Source organism: Pseudomonas sp. SORT22 (assembly GCF_018417635.1).
Lineage (GTDB): Bacteria > Pseudomonadota > Gammaproteobacteria > Pseudomonadales > Pseudomonadaceae > Aquipseudomonas.
Genome location: NZ_CP071007.1, coordinates 510,616 through 527,653 on the forward strand (window position 1 = coordinate 510,616; position 17,038 = coordinate 527,653).

Genomic DNA, 17,038 nt, shown 5'->3' on the forward strand with positions numbered 1-17,038 from the left:
CACATGGACAAAGTGATCCCCGGATACGACATCGACGGCGAGATTGGCGAAGGCGCCATGGCCACCGTCTACCTCGCCACCCAGCGCTCGCTGGAGCGCAAGGTGGCCTTGAAGGTCATGGCGGCGGCGCTGGCTGCCGACCCGACCTTCTGCGAGCGCTTCCTGCGTGAAGGCCGCACACTGGCGCGCTTGTCGCACCCGCACACGGTGACCATCCACGACATCGGCAATGTCGGCGAGCTGTACTACATGGCCATGGAGTACCTGCCCAACGGTACGCTCAAGGAGCGTATCGCCGCCGGGGTCACGCCGGAGCAGGGCCTGCTGTACATCCGCCAGATCGCTTCGGCGCTGGGTTATGCCCATGCCCAGGGCCTGGTGCACCGGGATGTGAAACCGGCCAACATTCTTTTTCGCGCTGACGGCACTGCGGTGCTGTCGGACTTCGGCATCGCCAAGTCGCTGGATGACCGCACCCAGTTCACCCAGGCCGGGTTTGCCGTCGGCACCCCCAGCTACATGAGCCCGGAGCAGGCGCGCGGCCAGGAAATCGACGGCCGCGCCGACCTCTATGCCCTGGGCGTGGTGTTTTACGAGATGCTGGTTGGCAAACTGCCCTACAGCGGCAACGACGCGCTGTCGACGGCCTTGGCGCATTTGACCGAGCCGTTGCCGGAGCTGCCGATCGAGCACGGCCGCTATCAGGACATTCTCCGTGGCCTGCTGGCCAAGGACCCGGCCGAGCGCTTTGCCGATGCCGAGACCTTGCTGGCGGCGCTCGACCGGCTACCCGTGCAAGACACCGAAAGCACCCTGATCCAGCCGCTGCCGATTGCAGCGCCGGTGCCACCCGTAACCGTAGAGCCTGCACCGCCAGCGCCGAAACCAGAACCGGTCACCAAGGCCTCGCCACCTGCAGCTGCGCGCAAGCGCCCGACACCGGCCTTGCTCGCCATCGCCGTTGCTGCCGCGCTGGGCCTGTGCGGGATTGGCTACTGGGCCATCAGTGGCGACGAACAGGTAGTGGAGGCGCAGCCGGTACAAGCCCGCGAGCCAGTAGCGCCGACCGTTGCGACTGCGAGCAACGACAGTGACCGACCACTGCTGATGGCCGGCAAGCGAACTCTGTTCCAGCGCGTGCTGAGCCGGCCGGGCGCGCAGGTCGTCAAGCAGCCGGGCGCCACGCCCAGTGATACCTTGCCGGCCTTTACCGTGCTCTATGTCTACCAGCGCCAAGACGTCAACGGCAGCCCTTGGCTTGAGGTCGGCACCGCCAGTGACGGTCGCCGCGACGGCTGGTTGCCAGCCTCCCAGGTCAGCGACTGGAAGCAGAGCCTGGTATTGAAGTTCACCGAACGCTCGGGGCGTGCGCCGGTAATGTTCCTGCGCCAGGCCGATGAGCTTGAGCGTTTGCTTGGCGACACTTCGGCCGCCCGTGCCGAGCTGCTCAAGGCGCAGAACAACCCCGACGAAGTGCCGCAAGTGATGGCCCTGGAACCCAGCGCCAGCGCCGTGCCCCAAGAGCAGTTCTACCTGATGCCGATCTTCGAGGCGCGCGAGAGCTTCGACGAAAACGGCCAGCCGCTGCAGCTGCTCAATGTCGCCTCCATCGACCCGGGCAACAGCGCACCCGCCGGCGAAGCGAAAGCCGCCGGCATGGCCACCTCAGGCGACGCCTTCCGTACCGCCGTGGTGCTGGTGGTGGATACCTCGGTATCGATGCAGCCTTATATCGATCAGGTCCGCCAGGTGGTGCACGAGCTGCACGGGCAGATTTCGCGCCGTGGCGAGCTGGGCAACGTCAGCTTCGGCCTTGTCGGCTTTCGCAACAACACCACGCGCACGCCTGCCCTGGAGTACCTGACCAAGACCCTGGTAACACTCGATGAAGGCCGCGATCCCGAGCGTTTTTTGAAGCTGGCCGAGCAGGTGAAAGCCACCAACGTCTCCAGCCATTCGTTCAACGAAGACGCTTTTGCCGGGATCATGCAGGCGGTCGACGGCATGGACTGGTCCGGCTACGGCGGGCGCCTGATCCTGCTGGTCAGTGACGCCGGCTCCCTGCGCAAGAACGACCGCTACAGCAGCACCCAGATGAACGAAGCCGAAGTGCGCCAGGCGGCCTTGAGCAAGCAGATCAAGATCTACGCCCTGCACCTGCGCACCGAGGCTGGCAAGAAGAACCACGCCTACGCCGAGCAGCAGTATCGGGTGCTTACGGCCGATGCCAACCCGCAGATCGGCGACCTGTATGTATCGGTACCCGGTGGCGATGTGCACAAGTTTGGCGAGCGGGTGCGCGAGATCGGTTCGACCTTCGCCGATCTGGTCCACCAGGTGCGCAGCAACACCGCGCAACCGGCGCCGCTGCTGGCGGCTTCGCCGAGCATCGCCGACAAATCCGCCGCCATCGGCTATGCCATGCACATGGATTTTCTTGGCCGCAAGAGTGCCAGCCAGGCGCCGCAACTGGTCAGCGCCTGGACCTCAGATCGTGACCTGACCAACCCGGCGCTGCCGACCCTGCAGGTCTGCGTGATGCTCACCAAGCTGCAACTCAACGACCTGCAGCAGTCGCTGAAGCTGATCGTCGATGCCGCGCGCAAGACCCGCACTTCGCCCAAGGATTTCTTCCAGGAAATCGCTAGCGCCAGTGCCTACATGAGCCGCGACCCGGCCGCCCTGCGCAAGGGCGCCAACCTCGCCGAAGGCGGTGTGCTGGGCGAATACCTGGAGGGCCTGCCGTACCGCAGCAAGTCCCTGAGCATGACCCAGGACCTGTGGTTGTCGCTCAGCGTTGGCGAACAGGAAGACTTCATCGACGAGCTCGATTCGAAGATCCGCCTGTACGAAACCTTCCACAACGACATGGCCAACTGGGTGCGCTTCGGCAATGCCGAGCCCGGTGACGCCTTGTACCGTGTGCCGTTGTCGACGCTGCCATGATGATCAACCTGCACGCGCTGCGCAAAACCCGCGGCCTCGGCAACCAGCGCTACAGCCTGGAGATCGAGCGCCTGGAGCTGCGTGCCGGTCAGCAACTGGCGCTGGTCGGCCCCAGTGGCTGCGGCAAGAGCACCTTGCTCGACCTGCTGGCCTTGGTGCTGCAGCCCGATCAGGCCGAGCGCTTTGTGTTCAGCACCGACTCGCACACCTACGACGTTCAGCAGCTGTGGCGTGAACAACGCCAGGAGCACCTGGCGCACCTGCGCCGCCGGCATCTGGGCTATGTGCTGCAAGCGGGCGGCTTGCTCGGCTTTCTCGATGTGCGCAGCAACATCGCCCTGCCGCGCCAGGTGCTTGGCCTGGGCAATGACGGCAGCGTGCAGCGCCTGGCCGAGCAACTGGAGATTGACGATCAGCTCGACAAGCAGCCAGGCGCCTTGTCGGTCGGCCAGCGCCAGCGGGTCAGCTGCGCCCGTGCCCTGGCGCACAACCCTGATTTGCTCCTGGCCGATGAGCCGACCGCGGCCCTGGACCCACTCAATGCCCAACGGGTAATGCAACTGCTGCTGCGCCAGGCGCAAGCACGGCAGGTGACCTGCCTGGTCGCCACCCACGACGAGGCGCTGGCCCGTGATGCCGGCTTGCAGGTGTTGCGCATGGTCTGCCGCCGCGATGCCGACGGTGGTGTCACCGCCACGTTGGAGGGCCAGCCGTAATGCGCCCGATGCTGATCGCAAGCCTGGCCTGGCGGGACTATCGCAACGATGCGCGCCTGTCCGTTTGCAGCGTGCTGGCCCTGGTGGCGGTGATCGCGCCGTTGCTGGTGCTGTTCGGTCTGAAATTCGGCCTGGTCAGCAGCCTTACCGAGCGTTTGCAGCGCGACCCGGCCGTGCGGGAAGTCATCCCCTTGGGTGGCGGTCGTTTCAGTGCCGACTTCGTCGCTGAACTGGCGGCGCGTAACGACGTCGCCTTCGCCTTGCCGCGTACCCGGCAGATTGCCGCGACCGCCGACCTGGTGCTGGCTGCGCGCAAGGTCGTGGTCAATGTCGAGATGATCCCCACTGCGCTTAACGATCCGTTGCTGCAAGGGCTGGCCGTCCCCGGTGCGGTCGACCAGATCGTCCTCAGCCGTACGGCGGCAGAAAAGCTTGGCGCGAAGGCGGGTGATCAGCTTGATGCTTCGTTCAGCCGCCAGCTTGCCGGGCAGATCCAGGCCCAGCGCACCACCTTGAAGGTCGTCGCCGTGCTGCCGCTGGAAGCCTTCGAGCGCGATGCCTTGTTTGCGCCGCTGGCGCTGCTGGAAGCCGCCGAAGACTACCGTGATGGTCGCGCCGTGCCCGCTTTCGGCTGGGAAGGTGAGCGCCATACCGGTGAGGTGCAACGGGTTTATCCGGCCTTCCGGCTGTACGCGCGCAACCTCACCGATGTCGAGCCGCTGCGGCGCTTTTTTGCCGATCGCCAGTTGCTGGTCTCGACCCAGGCCCCGGCGATTGCCCAGGTGCAGTCGCTGAGCCGCAACCTGACCCTGGTGTTCTGGATCATTGCCGCGCTGGCGGTTGCTGGCGCGTTTGCGGCGATCTGCGCCGGCGCCCTGGCGGCGGTCGAGCGCAAGCGCCGCGAGCTGTCGGTGTTGCGCCTGCTCGGTTTCAGCACCGCTGCCTTGCTTGCATTTGTCGTGCTGCAGGCGTTGTACAGCGGGGTGTTTGCCGCTGTCATCGGCGCGGCGCTGTACGCCCTGGCCGAAAGTGGCCTCAACCAGTTGTTCATGCAGATGCCCGGCGAGTACGCCAGCCATCTGCTCCCGTCGCATTACCTCGTTGCCTTGCTCGCTGTGCTGCTGGCCAGCGCGGCCGCTGCCGCCCTGGGGGGCTGGCGCGTGGCGCGAATAGACGCTTGTGAAGGAATTCGAGATGTTTGACCGCCGCTTACCCGTCCTGGCGCTGATCGTCGCCGCCCTGAGCCTGGTGTCCTGCGCCCAGGCCGAGGACGACAGCAAGCCTGCCAGCAATAAACTGGACAACCCCAAGCCACTGGCCGACGACATCAGCCTGCCGCTGCCGTGCGACGGCGAGATGGTCTTCCGCCACGTCTACGTGCTGGCCCAGGGCAGCCTGGACGACCGTGAGGTGAACCTTGGCTACCCCTTCAGCGAAGGCGAAGCGGGCTACAAGCAGTCGTTCATTTCCGGCTATCGCCGTGACTTTATCAACGGCCAGTTCAGCCTCCAGGACCTGTCTGCCGACTGGAAAAAACGCATTAGCCCGAGTCTGCCGAGGACCGACGCCGGCAGCCCGCTGAAGCCGATGATGTACTTCATCGGCAAGTACGAAGTCACCGCCCGCCAGTACGCTCAGGTGATGGCCCAGGCCCAGTCGCTGGCCAGCGGCGAACCGGCGCCGGCCTGTGAAGCACCGAGTGGCATGGCCGGGCGTTTGCCCAAGGTCAAACTGTCGCGCTTTGAGGCCGAGCGTTTTTCCGCGGTGTACAGCGCCTGGTTGATGAAGAACCATCGTGACCTGCTGCCGGTCAGTGGCCGTGGCAACAAGGCCGAAGACGGCGGTGTAGGCTTTGTGCGCCTGCCCACCGAAGTGGAGTGGGAGTTCGCTGCCCGTGGCGGCTCCGCCGTCAGCCGCCAGGAGCTGGAAGGGCGGCTGTTCCCGCGCCGCCTCGAGGGCAGCGAAAGCGACGGCCCGCTGGCCGACTGGGCGGTGTTCAACCAGGTCGCCGGCGGCACCGGCCAGGCCGCGCGCCTGACCCCGATCGGCACCAAGCTGCCCAACCCGCTGGGTATGTTCGACGTACTCGGCAACGCCGCAGAGATGGTCCAGGAATCGTTCCAGCTGGTGCACGCCGGGCGGCGCCAGGGTGCTTATGGCGGGTTTGTGGTCAAGGGCGGTAACTACCTTGAAGGCGAGGGCACGCTGTTTACCGGCATGCGCCGCGAGTACCCGCTGTTCGGCGCCGATGGTACCGAGCAAAGCAACGAGACCACAGGTTTTCGTGTCGCCATCGGCGCGCTGTCGGCGCCGCGTTCGCGTTATGAGGAACTGTTCGAACAATGGCAGAAAGAGGGCCGCCTGGCCGCGCTGACCGACGCCATCGACGACGCCCAGGACCCGACCAAACGCCTGGACAGCATCATCGCCGCCAGCGCCGACCCGCGCCTGCAAGCCGAGCTTGGCCTGGTCAACGAAGAGCTCAAGCGCAACGTCTCGCTGATCGCCCAGCAGCGCGAAGAAGCCGCCGGCAACCTGATCCAGTCGGCGGCCCTGGTGGCCGAAACCATCAATAACTACAACATCCGCCTGACCAACCTGCAGAAAACCCAGCAGCAGGCCAAGGCTTCTGGTGACGAGACCAGCGCCAAGCTGTTTGCCGCTGCCATCAACAACGGCCGCAGCGCCCTCGACGGCGCCGTGGCGATCTACATCGACAACCTTGCCACTGGCACGCGCTACACCGACGCGGTGATCCAGGCGCAGTTCCAGCGGGTCAAGGAAGAGCTCAATCGCAAGCCGGTGCTGGGCAAGAGCCTGCTCAGCCGCGCGACCCTGTTCGTCCGTCATGTCGGGGACTATCGCCAGCAACGGCGCGCCGACCCGGCGACGATTTTGAAAGAACTGCTCGCATCAGCCGCCCCGCAACCTTGAGCGGCTGTCGAGCGAGCATCGTAGTGACCGGGGCGACATGAGGTTGTCCCGGGCGTGTTTAAACAAAGAGAGAACCTGACCATGCTTTCAACTCGCAAGCCCTTCTTCACTGCTTCCAACGGCCGGGCCGCGCTGCTGCTGGCGGCCGGTTTCAGCACCGTCCTGCTGACTGGCTGCGCCAGCTCGCCGGCGTCCAAGGTCGGTGCGACGACCAAGGTCGAGTACTACCCGAGCTGCTACGAGCCGGTGCAGCACCTGCGCGCCACCGATTCGGACATGACCAAGTCGGTCGCCACCGGTGCCCTGATCGGTGCCGTCGGCGGCGCGCTGACCGGCGCCCTGACCGGCAACTCCGACAACCGTGGCCGCAATGCTGCCATCGGTGCTGCCGGTGGTGCTCTGGTCGGCGGTGCAGCCGGTTACTACACCGAGCGCCAGAAGCAGATCAGCGACGACAACCAGCGCATCGGCTCCTACGCCACCGACATCAACAAAAGCGCGGCCGACATGGATCGCAGCACCGCTTACGCCAAAGCCTCCCAGGCGTGCTACCAGCGTGAGTTCGCCAACCTGATGGACGGCCGCAAGAGCAACAAGATCAGCGATGGCGAAGGCCGCAAGCGCCTGGCGGAAATCATCGCCGGCCTGCAGGAGTCGAACAACCTGATCACCGCGGTCAACGGCCGTCTGGGTGAGAACCTCAACAACTACACCCAGGCTTACGAGCAAGACCTCAAGCAGGTCGGCGTACCGCGCAACGATGTGGTGATCGTCGCCGAAGCCCAGGCGCCGGTGCTGGCCACCGGTAACGCCAAGAAGACCAATACCGGCAAGACCAAGACCCCGCCACCGGCGAAGAAAAAGCTGCCAGAGGTACCGAAGGAAGCCGTCGCCACCGAGAAGACCCTGCAGGACGCCAACGCCAAGAAGGCTGAAAGCCAGAAGGTTGCCAGCGCCGGCCAGAGCCAGGTCAACAACATGTGCAAGAACCCGGACATGGGTGACTGGGCACCGGTGCCTTGCCCTAACGTGTAAGGCTTGAGCCACAGCGTCGCCCGGCTCGGTGCCATAAGGCCGGGCGACCTGTGCGCCGTTTCAAGGAAGACCGTTCATGAGTGAGTTACTCAACCGACTGGATAACAATCCGTCGCAGTTTTTCGCAAGGCAGCGCATCGAAAGCAGCATCAACCTGCCGAAACTCTTTGCCGCCATCGATGCCGATCCGGGCATTGTCGGTGCTGGGGTGGTGTATATCGATGCGGATTACAACGTGGTGACGCTGCGTGAGTTTCAGCCGATATGCAGTGTGCTACCCAAGCGGGTGATTTTGCGTGAGGCGAAGAAGTATCTGGCGCCTGCGCAGTTTGCCGATCAACTGCAGAACAACCCCCGTGAAGCGCGAGTGGTGAAAGAAGCGGTCAATACCACGCTTGCCTGTGCCAGTGCGATTCTTGGGTGGTTCGTCATGGTCAGCGGCACCATCGCTGTCCCGTTCAGTGGTGGGTTGGGCGCTGTGGTGGCGATTGCGGGCAAGGCCGCAATTGCAGCAGGTGCGATGCAATGCATGATCGGCGTCGCCAGAACCGGCCAGGAAATTATCGATCCATCGTTGAACGACGAACTGGATGCGCAGGAGTGGTTTCGTCACACCTCGAACGTCCTGGATGCCGTGTCACTGATGGGAGTGGGTGCTTCCGGCCTGACCACGGTCAAGTTTCTACAGATGCGCAAGGCTGCAACAGGCAGCAGTTGGTATGAACTGTCCCGAAGTCTGAGCAGGCAGCAACGCAAGGCCCTGACGACAGAGTTGCTGTCGATCAAGCATCCGTCACTAACGGCCAAACAGTTGAAGTTGCAACAGAGCTCTGGCGCATTGCCCAAACGGTACACCCCGACACAGCTGCAACATGCGACCAAAACCCTGATCAAAGACTCCATTGCCGCAACGTTCGGCTTTGCGGGAAGTAACACCGTCCAGACCATTGCGGTGGGCTTGTATGAGGAGTTGGAGTGATGAATTCGTATGAGCGCTGGAAGCACTTCATGACGCATTTCTTTCCAACCTTTCTGGGTGGATTCTTCCTGGCGTGCTTCTCTGCGTCGCTTGCGGTGGTGCTGGCCGCTGCCGCCTACCTGAACCACAATCCGGACCGGGCCAATTACACGCTGGTGTCGCTCATGGTTCTGGCCCTGGTCATCAGTGGTAGTCATATGTTGCTGGTTCGAGGCCGTGCCTGGAGCCTCTGGCCGATCCTGGCAGTAATGCTGGTGGCGATGCTGGTTTCCCTATCCACCTACAGCCATCACATACACGCGGGTGTATTTACCTTTGCGCTGCTGTTTCCTTTGTTGGGCTTTCTTTTGTTCAACAGCAAACGTCATCGGGAGCTGCGCAGCTTCCTGGTTGACCTGCGCAAGGTGCGGTTCGAAGAGACGCAGCAAAGCAAGGCACGTCGTTGACGAAGAGAGCACTATTCCATGGTTCATCTGCATGACGTACCAGGGTTTTTACGGCGTTACTTTCCAAGCTTTATCGGCGCCTTCTTCCTCGTCGCATTTTCATGCGTAATCACCGCAATACTGGTGATTGATCAACGCTTCGGCAGCCGCTCCGATCAGGTAAAAGTTGCCTACTTCCTTATGCTGGTATCGTCCTTGGTGTTGTGCCTGGGCAATTTTCTGGTAGTGCGAGGGCGGCCCTGGGGGGTATGGGTGGTGGTGGCTTTGCTGGCGTTCAACCTGCTGGCGCTACTTTTCAGTTACGCACCGCGCTCAAGTAACTTCGGATTTTTGCTAGCGACAATGTCGCCATTGTTGGCAATGTTGATGTTCAACAGCCAACGCCAGCGAGAAATGCGCAGTCGTCTGGTGGCGATCCGCAAATCGCGTAACAAGTTGTTCAAGGCCGTGCGTGCGGCCAAAGTTCGAGCTCGGAGTCGAGCCTGCCGTTGAGCAAGCGCTTGGTTAACCTATTGCTCTAGAGTCATGGATACATCAAGAAACCAAAGTGCACTGAGGTTGCTGGCTGGAGCTGCTATGAATAGGGCTTCTTTGCCCGGGTGACCCAATCTGCTTCGTCAGCTTTGGAGTACGGGTGTTAGGTTCAAGGAGACCCCATGACCGACTCAAGGATGAGTGGGCTGGGCGCCAGCCCCTCGAGGTACTTTGCGCGCCAACGTGTCGAAAGCCAAACTAATCTGCCCAAGCTGTTTGCCGCCATTGATGCCGACCCCGGTATTGTCGGGGCAGGAGTGGTCTATATCGATGCAGATTACAACATCATCATTCTGCGTGAATTTCAGCCACTGTGTAGTGTGTCGCCCAAACGGGTGATTCTTCGCGAAACCAAGAAATATCTGACCCCTGTACAGTTCTTGGATCAGTTGCGGAATAATCCGCGTGAATCCCGCGTTATTGCAGAAGCATTGAGTGCTTCGGTTGCCTGTGTGAGTGCCTGGTTGGGCTGGAGTGTGGTGTTCAGCGGTACGGTAGCAGTCCCCTTTACTGCTGGCGTCAGCGCAGTGCTGGTACCAATAGGTGCGGCCGCTGCTGCTGCCAGCTCCGCCCAGTGCTTAATAGGTGTGCAGAGAGTTTTCAACGAGGTGCTGGATCCTGCCGAGAATGATCGCCTCGATTCTCTGGAATGGTACCGAAATATGTCATCGATGCTTGAGGCTGTTTCGCTACTCGGTGCAGGTGTTTCTGGAGCCACTACCATCAAGTATCTGCAACTTCGCAAAGCCACTACAGGGCGCAGCTGGAACGACTTGTCGCAACGTTTGAGTCGACAGCAACGTAAGGCGCTCACCGACGAGTTGTTGAAGCTTAAACATCCATCATTGACAGCCAAACAGCTGCGGCTAAAGCAAAGCTTGGGCGAATTGCCGAAACGATACACACCCACCGAATTCAGGCATGGAACGATCAACCTGATCAAAGACTCGTTGGGTGCCACGCTCAGCGTTGCGGGCAGCAGCTACTCGAAAAGCATTGCAATTGGTTTGTATGAGGAGTTTTCGGAATGAATCCAAATCACAGCCCGGAAGGCTTCAAAGCGCGCTACTTCCCCTACTTCATGGCGGCATTCTTCATGGCGTGCCTGTCAATTGGGTGTGCGGTGTCCTTGGCTTCGGCTACCTATTTTGCGGGCTACGCGGATCGGAGTGATTACAGTACCTTTTCCTTGCTGGTGCTTGCCGTATTGGTTTTTATTGGTCACTTCTTGATGGTCCGAGGGCGTCGCTGGGCAGTTTGGATTATTGCCTTTCTGTACTGTGCGAGCTTGATTACGGTAGTACCTACTTACTCGTTTCAACCCCATCGCGGCGTGTATATGCTGGGGTTGCTGTTCCCCCTTATTGGTCTGCTCCTGCTGAACAGCACCGGCCATCGTCAAATGCGCGAGTCTCTCGAGAAGCTTCACCACGAACGCCGGCAAAAACGCCAACATCATTGACCCTGGTTAATATTTGCACAATCACCACCCCCTAAACTGAGGACTCTGCACCCTCAAAGGGGGACATGGCATGACCATTATCGTCACCGGCGCCGCCGGTTTTATCGGTAGCAACCTGGTTCAGGCCCTCAACCAACGCGGCGAAACCGAGATCATCGCGGTCGATGACTTGAGCGATGGCGACAAGTTTCGCAACCTGGCTGACAGCGAAATCGCCGACTACCTGGACAAGGACGACTTTCTTCAGCGCTTTGGCCGCGGCCAGTTTGGCAAGGTGCGCGCCGTGCTGCACCAAGGCGCTTGCTCGAGCACCGTCGAAGGCGACGGGCGCTTGATGATGGACAACAACTACCGCTACAGCCGCGACCTGCTCGACGCCGCTCAAGGCCTGCAGGTGCCGCTGCTGTATGCCTCGTCGGCGGCGGTGTATGGCGCCGGGCGCGACTTTCGCGAACAGCGCGAGTGCGAGCGGCCATTGAACGTATATGGCTACTCGAAATTCCTCTTCGACCAGCGCGTGCGCCGGCAACTGCCCCAGGCGCGCAGCCAGATCGTCGGCCTGCGTTACTTCAACGTCTACGGCCCCCACGAGCAGCACAAGGGCGCCATGGCCTCGGTGGCCCTGCACTGCTTCAACCAGTACCAGGCCAACGGCAAGGTCAGCCTGTTCGGCAGCTATGGCGACTACCCCAGCGGCGGCCACCTGCGCGATTTCGTGGCGGTCGAGGATGTGGTCAAGGTCAACCTGTTCTTCCTCGACCGGCCGCAGCTGAGCGGCCTCTTCAACGTCGGCAGCGGCCGCGCCCAGCCTTTCAATGACGTGGCCTTGGCAGTGATCAACCGCCTGCGCGAGCAGCAGGACCAGCCGCCGCTGTCGCTGGAGATGGCCCTGCTGGAGGGCATTCTGGAATACAGCGAATTCCCCGAGCACCTGCGCGGCAAGTACCAGTGCTACACCTGCGCCGACCTTGAGCGCTTGCGCAGCGTTGGCTATGAGCAGCCAACGCTGACGGTGGAGCAGGGTGTGGCGCGTTACTGCGACTGGTTGCAGCGCACGCCGTAGTCAGTGCTGGCGCAAGGTCTTCAGGTCGCCCTTGCCCGAGGTCTCGCGCAGGTACTCCTGCAGTGAGTCATCCAGCGCGTTGAGCCAGCGGGTATGGTGCGGCACGGCAGCGGTACCGGTGATCACCGAGCGGTAGGACTTGTCGCGGTAACCCATGATGTCCTGCTTTTTGTCCGACTTCCATTTGAGGAAAATCCGGTTCACCGCGTCGATATCGAAGCTCGGGTAATCGGTCTGCTCGATCAGGTGCTGAATATAGCGGCCCTGGAACTCGTACATCGAGGCGGTCGACTCCAGCGCCAGTTCCTCGGCCCGCCACTGTGCGCTGTCGGCAGCCATTGCCGCCGGCTGCGGCAGCTTGATGCGCCCGAGCATGTAGTCGCGGGCAAACCAGGCCTGAGCGTCGAACAGGTTGAAGCTGTACCAGAGGTCTTGCATGCCGAGGTAGATCAGCTGCGGGTTGTGTTCCCAGACAACCCCTTGGTACAGCCCGGCAGGCCACAGGCGGTTGCTGGTCTTGAGCGTCAGCTCGTCGGGCAGGAACGGGAAGTGATGCTGGTAGCCGGTGCAGAGGATGATCGCATCTACGCGCTTGCTCGAACCGTCGGCAAAGAACGCCATCTCGCCCTCGACCCGCAGCAACTGCGGGCGTTCTTCCCAGCCTTTGGGCCATTTGTAGCCCATGGGCTGGGTGCGGTAGGCACTGGTGATCGAGCGCGCGCCGTACTTGAAGCACTGCGAGCCGATGTCCTCGGCCGAATAGCTGCTGCCGACAATCAGCACATCCTTGCCCTTGAACTCCACCGCCTCACGAAAATCGTGAGCGTGAAGGATGCGCCCGGAGAAGCGCTCGAAGCCGTCGAATTGCGGCACATGCGGGGTAGAAAAATGCCCGCTGGCGACCACCACGAAGTCGAACACCTGCTCGATGCCCTGGCCGGTGCCGTAGTCATAGGCACTGACGGTAAAGGTGCGGCTGGCCTGATCAAAGCGTACCGCCTTGACGGCGGTATTGAAGCGAATGTAATCCCGCACACCGGCCTTTTTTACCCGGCCCTGGATGTAATCCCAGAGCACCTCGCGCGGTGGATAAGATGAAATCGGCCGCCCGAAATGTTCATCAAAGCTGTAGTCGGCGAACTCCAGGCATTCCTTCGGCCCGTTCGACCACAGGTAGCGGTACATACTGCCGTGCACCGGCTCGCCATGCTCGTCCAGGCCGGTGCGCCAGGTGTAGTTCCACATCCCGCCCCAGTCGGCCTGCTTCTCGAAGCACACCACCTCGGGCATCTCGGCACCCTGGGCATGAGCGGATTGAAAGGCACGCAACTGCGCCAGGCCGGACGGGCCTGCGCCGATAATGGCAACACGAATAGTCATAAGATTTCCTGACAGAAAACACTGAAAAAAATGCAAAGCGACTCCAGCCCTGAACGGCAGAACCGAGGGCGAGAGGAAGCGAAAACTTCAGGTGTCAGCTGGCAGGCGGAGGGACAGGGCGCTTGCGCTTGTGCGCGAGCAAGACGTCGCGAGGTGGAATCGACAAGGTGTGGAACAGCGTCGAGAGGGGGGAGCTGGTCAGCGAAGGGCTAGCGACAGCGTTGGGCCCGTAAGGCTTGCCGAACAGCGCGGCAAACGGGCCTGAAGGGCGAAAGATACGTGTGGTCTCGTACATGGCGGGCTGATTCTGCCTCTTTTTGGTTATGGATGCCTTTTTAGCTATAACGGATGGGGGAGAGGATTACAAGGTGGGGCTTGGCAGAATCTCATACTCGACCGCTGACGGACTTGCGCTTCACCCTCGCGCAGTGGTTCTGCTTTGCATTGCAAGGCGCAGTGCACGTCGGATGTCTGCATTAATATCATCGCTATCTTCCAGGCCAACAGAGATTCGCACCAAGCCGTCCGGCACGCCTATTTTTTCCAGGCCGGTGCTGCCCTCCCTGCTAAAACTACCGTAGTGATAACATAAGGACTCAATATTGCCGAAGGTTGTACCTATTCGGATAAGCTGCAGATGACGAACAAAGCTTGTAGCCGTTTCTCGCGATGGAAAAACAATGGCGATAAGGCCTGTATGCAATGACGGAGAAATTCCGTTGGTTTGCGCACTTTTAGTCGACCAGACTGCACGCCACTCCAGCTTCGGGAACTCCTCACGCAGCATGGCGATCACCGCATGTGCATTATCGGTATGTTTTTTTAATCGCAGTGGCAGTGTCCTTAGTCCTCGTATAGTGAGCCAGGCCGAGAACGGATCTACGATGAGCCCTGCACTGTCCCTGTGATACTTCAATGCCTTGAACAGGTCCGGTTCATTGGTGCTGACCATGCCGCCCATCACATCGCCGTGGCCGTTGATGTGTTTGGTGATGGAATATAATGTTACTGCAGCTCCCAAGGAAAGTGGCTTTTGGCAGGCAGGTGTAAGAAAGGTGTTATCAACAACAAGAAGAATGCCACGCTTGTTGCAAAGCTCTGCCAAGTCAGGAATGTTGATATCTAAAAATGCCGGGTTGGTGGGGGCTTCGATAAAGATCATTTTCGTGTTGGCTTGGATCGCGCGCTCAAATGCCGCTGCCGGGTATTCGTCGATAAGCGACATTTCAATCCCGCGATGGTTTACTTCATAATTAAGCTGCTCAATGATTTCGTAAAATACACTGTGGGGTACGATGACATGATCGCCTGCGCTCAACAGGGCGCGAAAAGCAAGCAGGCAGGCGGTCATCCCGCTATTGACCGCGAGGCTATAGGAGCAGTGTTCAATGGCACGAAATTTCGCTTCTAAAACTGAAACGGTAGGATTTGCATAACGTTGGTAGGCAAAGTTTTCCTGCTTTGCATTACCTAGCATCTCTCTGCCTTCTTCAATTGAATTCAGGAGTGTTGCAGAGTTACAAATGAGCGCTGGAACTGGAAACTGACCCAGTCCATTCTCATGTTGCCCTAAATGGATCGCCTGGGTAGCGATACCTAAAGAAGGAGAAAGAAAATAGTCACGGCATGGTAATTCGCGTGGGCTCTTTTTTTCTGCTGGGCTCATGAAAGGCCTGGTTCCGAAAGATAATGAGAGACGCTTTGACGGCAATGGTTACGTCAGCCGGGCGTATGGCGAGATTTAAAGCTCGTTTGACAATGACCAGGTCATCATGGCCACGACGGCTTTGCTGTTTACTCGTATTGATAGCAGGGGACAACTTTTCCGCCCAGTGAGACAATCGAAAATCTTTCCATTTTTGGCATGACCGCACAGGCCAGGCTAACCTGGTTGGGGCTGGAATGTAGTTCTTTTAGCCAAAGGGGATGATTGGCTTTAAAACACTCATTTTTTAAATGGGACAAGTGTAGCGCCAGTGGCATTTTTTCCGGGTCTTGAGGCATCGGGTAAGGTACTGTTTTGGCACGCTGGGTGGCCCCAAACGCCATGCGCAAGCAGCGCAGCAACTTTGGGTTTTTGCCCAGGTTGTTTTTTGAATTGGTCCACTCTTGTGTGACGTGCTGCACGCCTTCAGCAACTTTGTATTGCTGCACCAGCTCCTTGATCGCACGTGCTGCGGCATGGCTCGGGTAAAGTGAACAGCCGCCACCAACGACATGAATATCAGCGATCGTCTTCTTCGGGCAGTAGGCAATAAAAACGGGATAGTCTATTTGACTAGAAGCGTCAAATACCTCGATTGAAGCACCTATGGCAGTTTCTGCATCACGCAAGGTGTTTAACAGATGCTCTGGCATTGAATTGTCAATAATCTTTCTTATCGGCTCTTTTGAATCATAAAAGAAATGTTGTGCAATAAAGCGCCCAATGCCATGGCGCTCTATGACTTCGCTCGCGGCATGAATTGCCGCCTCCGTAAATCCCACACCCGCCGCCACACCGGTACCGCAGGAGTATCGGCGCGCAGCGCTATAGTCGGTATCATCGCCGGGAAGCGACTCGTTGGCATACTGATGGTTAATCAGAAATGACGGATAGAGTAACTCAACGCCTGCGGATGCTTCATGCGCCTCGAAGGAAAGTACAGCCATCTGTGATGCGCCGGCGTGGCGAAGCATTTGCATCGGCAGTATGTTTTGCAAGGACGGTTGAGAAACAACCGAATCAAAACAATGCAGTGCGCTATGCTTTCGTAGTTGAAAGGGGCCCATGTAATGTTCATAAGCCTCGAACTTCGCACCCACACGAGCCTCTGCTTCATAGCCTTTGCCACAACCGACACATTCTATGCCGCTACTGTCATAGGGGAGGTGAAGGGTGGCAACAGTGCTGGACAGCGGACTACCGTAACGGCGTAGGGTTAAATGAATTCCTTCGCTGGAAAAGTGCTGATCGATTGCGCTTTCTGCATCGTCCAGTGACAACGTACGCTCTGGGGCAATTGTTTTCATAGACAGGAAGTTTCCATATAAGCCAAAAAATGAGGCGAAAAAATCGCCTCATTTATTTTCGTTACTCAGCCAGTATGGAGAGCTCTTCCGGGGTGAAATCTTCTTCTGCTATGACAGACTCTACTTCGTCGTCAGTGGGTTGGTCGACTTTGAATTCGTTGATATACATGCAGCACCACATACCCATGGGAATATCCTTTTTTTATTTGATTTAAGTGTGCACTTTTTAACAGGTGCAATGAGAGATTAGTTCGTATGGCTTTGGCTGCACATAGGAAAAATCCCGATTCTATGAGTGATTATGTTTTTTTGAGGGTGCTATTTATTTCTGCACTGCTCAGAAATAAGACACTGGCTTGGGGCATCGGCGTTGACACCGGATCGGGCCAAATTCTTAGGGGGCAGGCGCAGAGGCAAATGTGACGTACTGGGTCGATCAGCGGAGGTGATCAAGCGCACAGCGGTTGCGATTCAGACGCCGCCTTCAGCAGCTCATTGCGGGCAAGCCTGCTCCCAACCGGCGGGTGTGCC

The 17,038-nt window shown here is 59.6% G+C and carries 14 protein-coding genes; 11 read left to right on the forward strand and 3 right to left on the reverse strand.

Annotated elements, in window-relative coordinates; translation table 11 throughout:
- Nucleotides 1–3 precede the first annotated feature (3 nt).
- The 11 genes from JYG36_RS02360 (at nt 4) to rfaD (ending at nt 12,115) form a co-directional block, all read left to right on the forward strand.
- Nucleotides 4–2,946 carry a serine/threonine-protein kinase gene (locus JYG36_RS02360; protein WP_213602995.1) on the forward strand — a complete coding sequence of 981 codons (2,943 nt, stop codon included), beginning with the start codon at nt 4–6 and terminating at the stop codon, nt 2,944–2,946.
- Complete coding sequence (locus tag JYG36_RS02365) at nt 2,946–3,662, forward strand: ABC transporter ATP-binding protein (RefSeq protein ID WP_283817212.1); 717 nt, start codon at nt 2,946–2,948, stop codon at nt 3,660–3,662. Before JYG36_RS02360 ends, JYG36_RS02365 begins: the two co-directional genes overlap by 1 nt.
- Entirely contained in the window at nt 3,662–4,864 is a 1,203-nt protein-coding gene (locus JYG36_RS02370) for an FtsX-like permease family protein (RefSeq protein WP_045202330.1), read from the forward strand. Before JYG36_RS02365 ends, JYG36_RS02370 begins: the two co-directional genes overlap by 1 nt.
- Nucleotides 4,857–6,596 carry a formylglycine-generating enzyme family protein gene (locus JYG36_RS02375; RefSeq protein WP_213603000.1) on the forward strand — a complete coding sequence of 580 codons (1,740 nt, stop codon included), beginning with the start codon at nt 4,857–4,859 and terminating at the stop codon, nt 6,594–6,596. The genes JYG36_RS02370 and JYG36_RS02375 overlap by 8 nt, the downstream gene beginning before the upstream one ends.
- Nucleotides 6,597–6,677: 81 nt before the next feature.
- Nucleotides 6,678–7,631, forward strand: a complete 954-nt coding sequence (tagQ, locus tag JYG36_RS02380; RefSeq protein WP_093378542.1) for a type VI secretion system-associated lipoprotein TagQ — start codon at nt 6,678–6,680, stop codon at nt 7,629–7,631.
- Between the two features lie 76 nt (nt 7,632–7,707).
- The gene (gene ssp4, locus JYG36_RS02385; RefSeq protein WP_213603002.1) at nt 7,708–8,610 is read left to right on the forward strand and encodes an Ssp4 family T6SS effector; all 903 of its coding nucleotides are present in this window, start codon (nt 7,708–7,710) and stop codon (nt 8,608–8,610) included.
- On the forward strand, nt 8,610–9,056 hold the full coding sequence (locus JYG36_RS02390) for a hypothetical protein (RefSeq protein ID WP_213603004.1): 447 nt from the start codon (nt 8,610–8,612) through the stop codon (nt 9,054–9,056). The genes ssp4 (JYG36_RS02385) and JYG36_RS02390 overlap by 1 nt, the downstream gene beginning before the upstream one ends.
- Before the next feature lie 18 nt (nt 9,057–9,074).
- Nucleotides 9,075–9,548 (forward strand): hypothetical protein, encoded by a 474-nt coding sequence (locus JYG36_RS02395; RefSeq protein WP_213603006.1) that lies wholly within the window; start codon nt 9,075–9,077, stop codon nt 9,546–9,548.
- Between the two features lie 164 nt (nt 9,549–9,712).
- Nucleotides 9,713–10,621, forward strand: coding sequence for an Ssp4 family T6SS effector (gene ssp4, locus JYG36_RS02400; protein ID WP_213603008.1), 909 nt, complete (start codon nt 9,713–9,715; stop codon nt 10,619–10,621).
- Entirely contained in the window at nt 10,618–11,052 is a 435-nt protein-coding gene (locus tag JYG36_RS02405) for a hypothetical protein (protein ID WP_213603010.1), read from the forward strand. The genes ssp4 (JYG36_RS02400) and JYG36_RS02405 overlap by 4 nt, the downstream gene beginning before the upstream one ends.
- A gap of 70 nt (nt 11,053–11,122) precedes the next feature.
- Nucleotides 11,123–12,115 (forward strand): ADP-glyceromanno-heptose 6-epimerase, encoded by a 993-nt coding sequence (rfaD, locus tag JYG36_RS02410; RefSeq protein WP_213603012.1) that lies wholly within the window; start codon nt 11,123–11,125, stop codon nt 12,113–12,115.
- Here the strand turns inward: rfaD and JYG36_RS02415 are convergent, their stop codons facing one another.
- The 3 genes from JYG36_RS02415 to JYG36_RS02425 all read right to left on the reverse strand — a co-directional run bounded on the left by JYG36_RS02415 (nt 12,116) and on the right by JYG36_RS02425 (nt 16,507).
- Nucleotides 12,116–13,495 carry a trimethylamine monooxygenase gene (locus JYG36_RS02415; RefSeq protein WP_213603014.1) on the reverse strand — a complete coding sequence of 460 codons (1,380 nt, stop codon included), beginning with the start codon at nt 13,493–13,495 and terminating at the stop codon, nt 12,116–12,118.
- A 415-nt stretch (nt 13,496–13,910) separates the two neighbouring features.
- Nucleotides 13,911–15,161, reverse strand: coding sequence for a trans-sulfuration enzyme family protein (locus tag JYG36_RS02420; RefSeq protein ID WP_213603016.1), 1,251 nt, complete (start codon nt 15,159–15,161; stop codon nt 13,911–13,913).
- Between the two features lie 128 nt (nt 15,162–15,289).
- Nucleotides 15,290–16,507 (reverse strand): YcaO-like family protein, encoded by a 1,218-nt coding sequence (locus JYG36_RS02425; protein ID WP_213603018.1) that lies wholly within the window; start codon nt 16,505–16,507, stop codon nt 15,290–15,292.
- Nucleotides 16,508–17,038: the final 531 nt, after the last annotated feature.

Bases quoted from the DNA above. Each gene is read 5' to 3' on its own strand.
- rfaD (WP_213603012.1), top strand. From the start codon at position 11,123: ATGACCATTATCGTCACCGGCGCCGCCGGTTTTATCGGTAGCAACCTG.
- JYG36_RS02370 (WP_045202330.1), top strand. From the start codon at position 3,662: ATGCGCCCGATGCTGATCGCAAGCCTGGCCTGGCGGGACTATCGCAAC.
- JYG36_RS02420 (WP_213603016.1), bottom strand. From the start codon at position 15,161: ATGAGCCCAGCAGAAAAAAAGAGCCCACGCGAATTACCATGCCGTGAC.
- ssp4 (WP_213603002.1), top strand. From the start codon at position 7,708: ATGAGTGAGTTACTCAACCGACTGGATAACAATCCGTCGCAGTTTTTC.
- JYG36_RS02365 (WP_283817212.1), top strand. From the start codon at position 2,946: ATGATCAACCTGCACGCGCTGCGCAAAACCCGCGGCCTCGGCAACCAG.
- tagQ (WP_093378542.1), top strand. From the start codon at position 6,678: ATGCTTTCAACTCGCAAGCCCTTCTTCACTGCTTCCAACGGCCGGGCC.
- JYG36_RS02415 (WP_213603014.1), bottom strand. From the start codon at position 13,495: ATGACTATTCGTGTTGCCATTATCGGCGCAGGCCCGTCCGGCCTGGCG.
- JYG36_RS02390 (WP_213603004.1), top strand. From the start codon at position 8,610: ATGAATTCGTATGAGCGCTGGAAGCACTTCATGACGCATTTCTTTCCA.
- JYG36_RS02375 (WP_213603000.1), top strand. From the start codon at position 4,857: ATGTTTGACCGCCGCTTACCCGTCCTGGCGCTGATCGTCGCCGCCCTG.
- JYG36_RS02425 (WP_213603018.1), bottom strand. From the start codon at position 16,507: ATGAAAACAATTGCCCCAGAGCGTACGTTGTCACTGGACGATGCAGAA.
- JYG36_RS02405 (WP_213603010.1), top strand. From the start codon at position 10,618: ATGAATCCAAATCACAGCCCGGAAGGCTTCAAAGCGCGCTACTTCCCC.
- ssp4 (WP_213603008.1), top strand. From the start codon at position 9,713: ATGACCGACTCAAGGATGAGTGGGCTGGGCGCCAGCCCCTCGAGGTAC.
- JYG36_RS02360 (WP_213602995.1), top strand. From the start codon at position 4: ATGGACAAAGTGATCCCCGGATACGACATCGACGGCGAGATTGGCGAA.
- JYG36_RS02395 (WP_213603006.1), top strand. From the start codon at position 9,075: ATGGTTCATCTGCATGACGTACCAGGGTTTTTACGGCGTTACTTTCCA.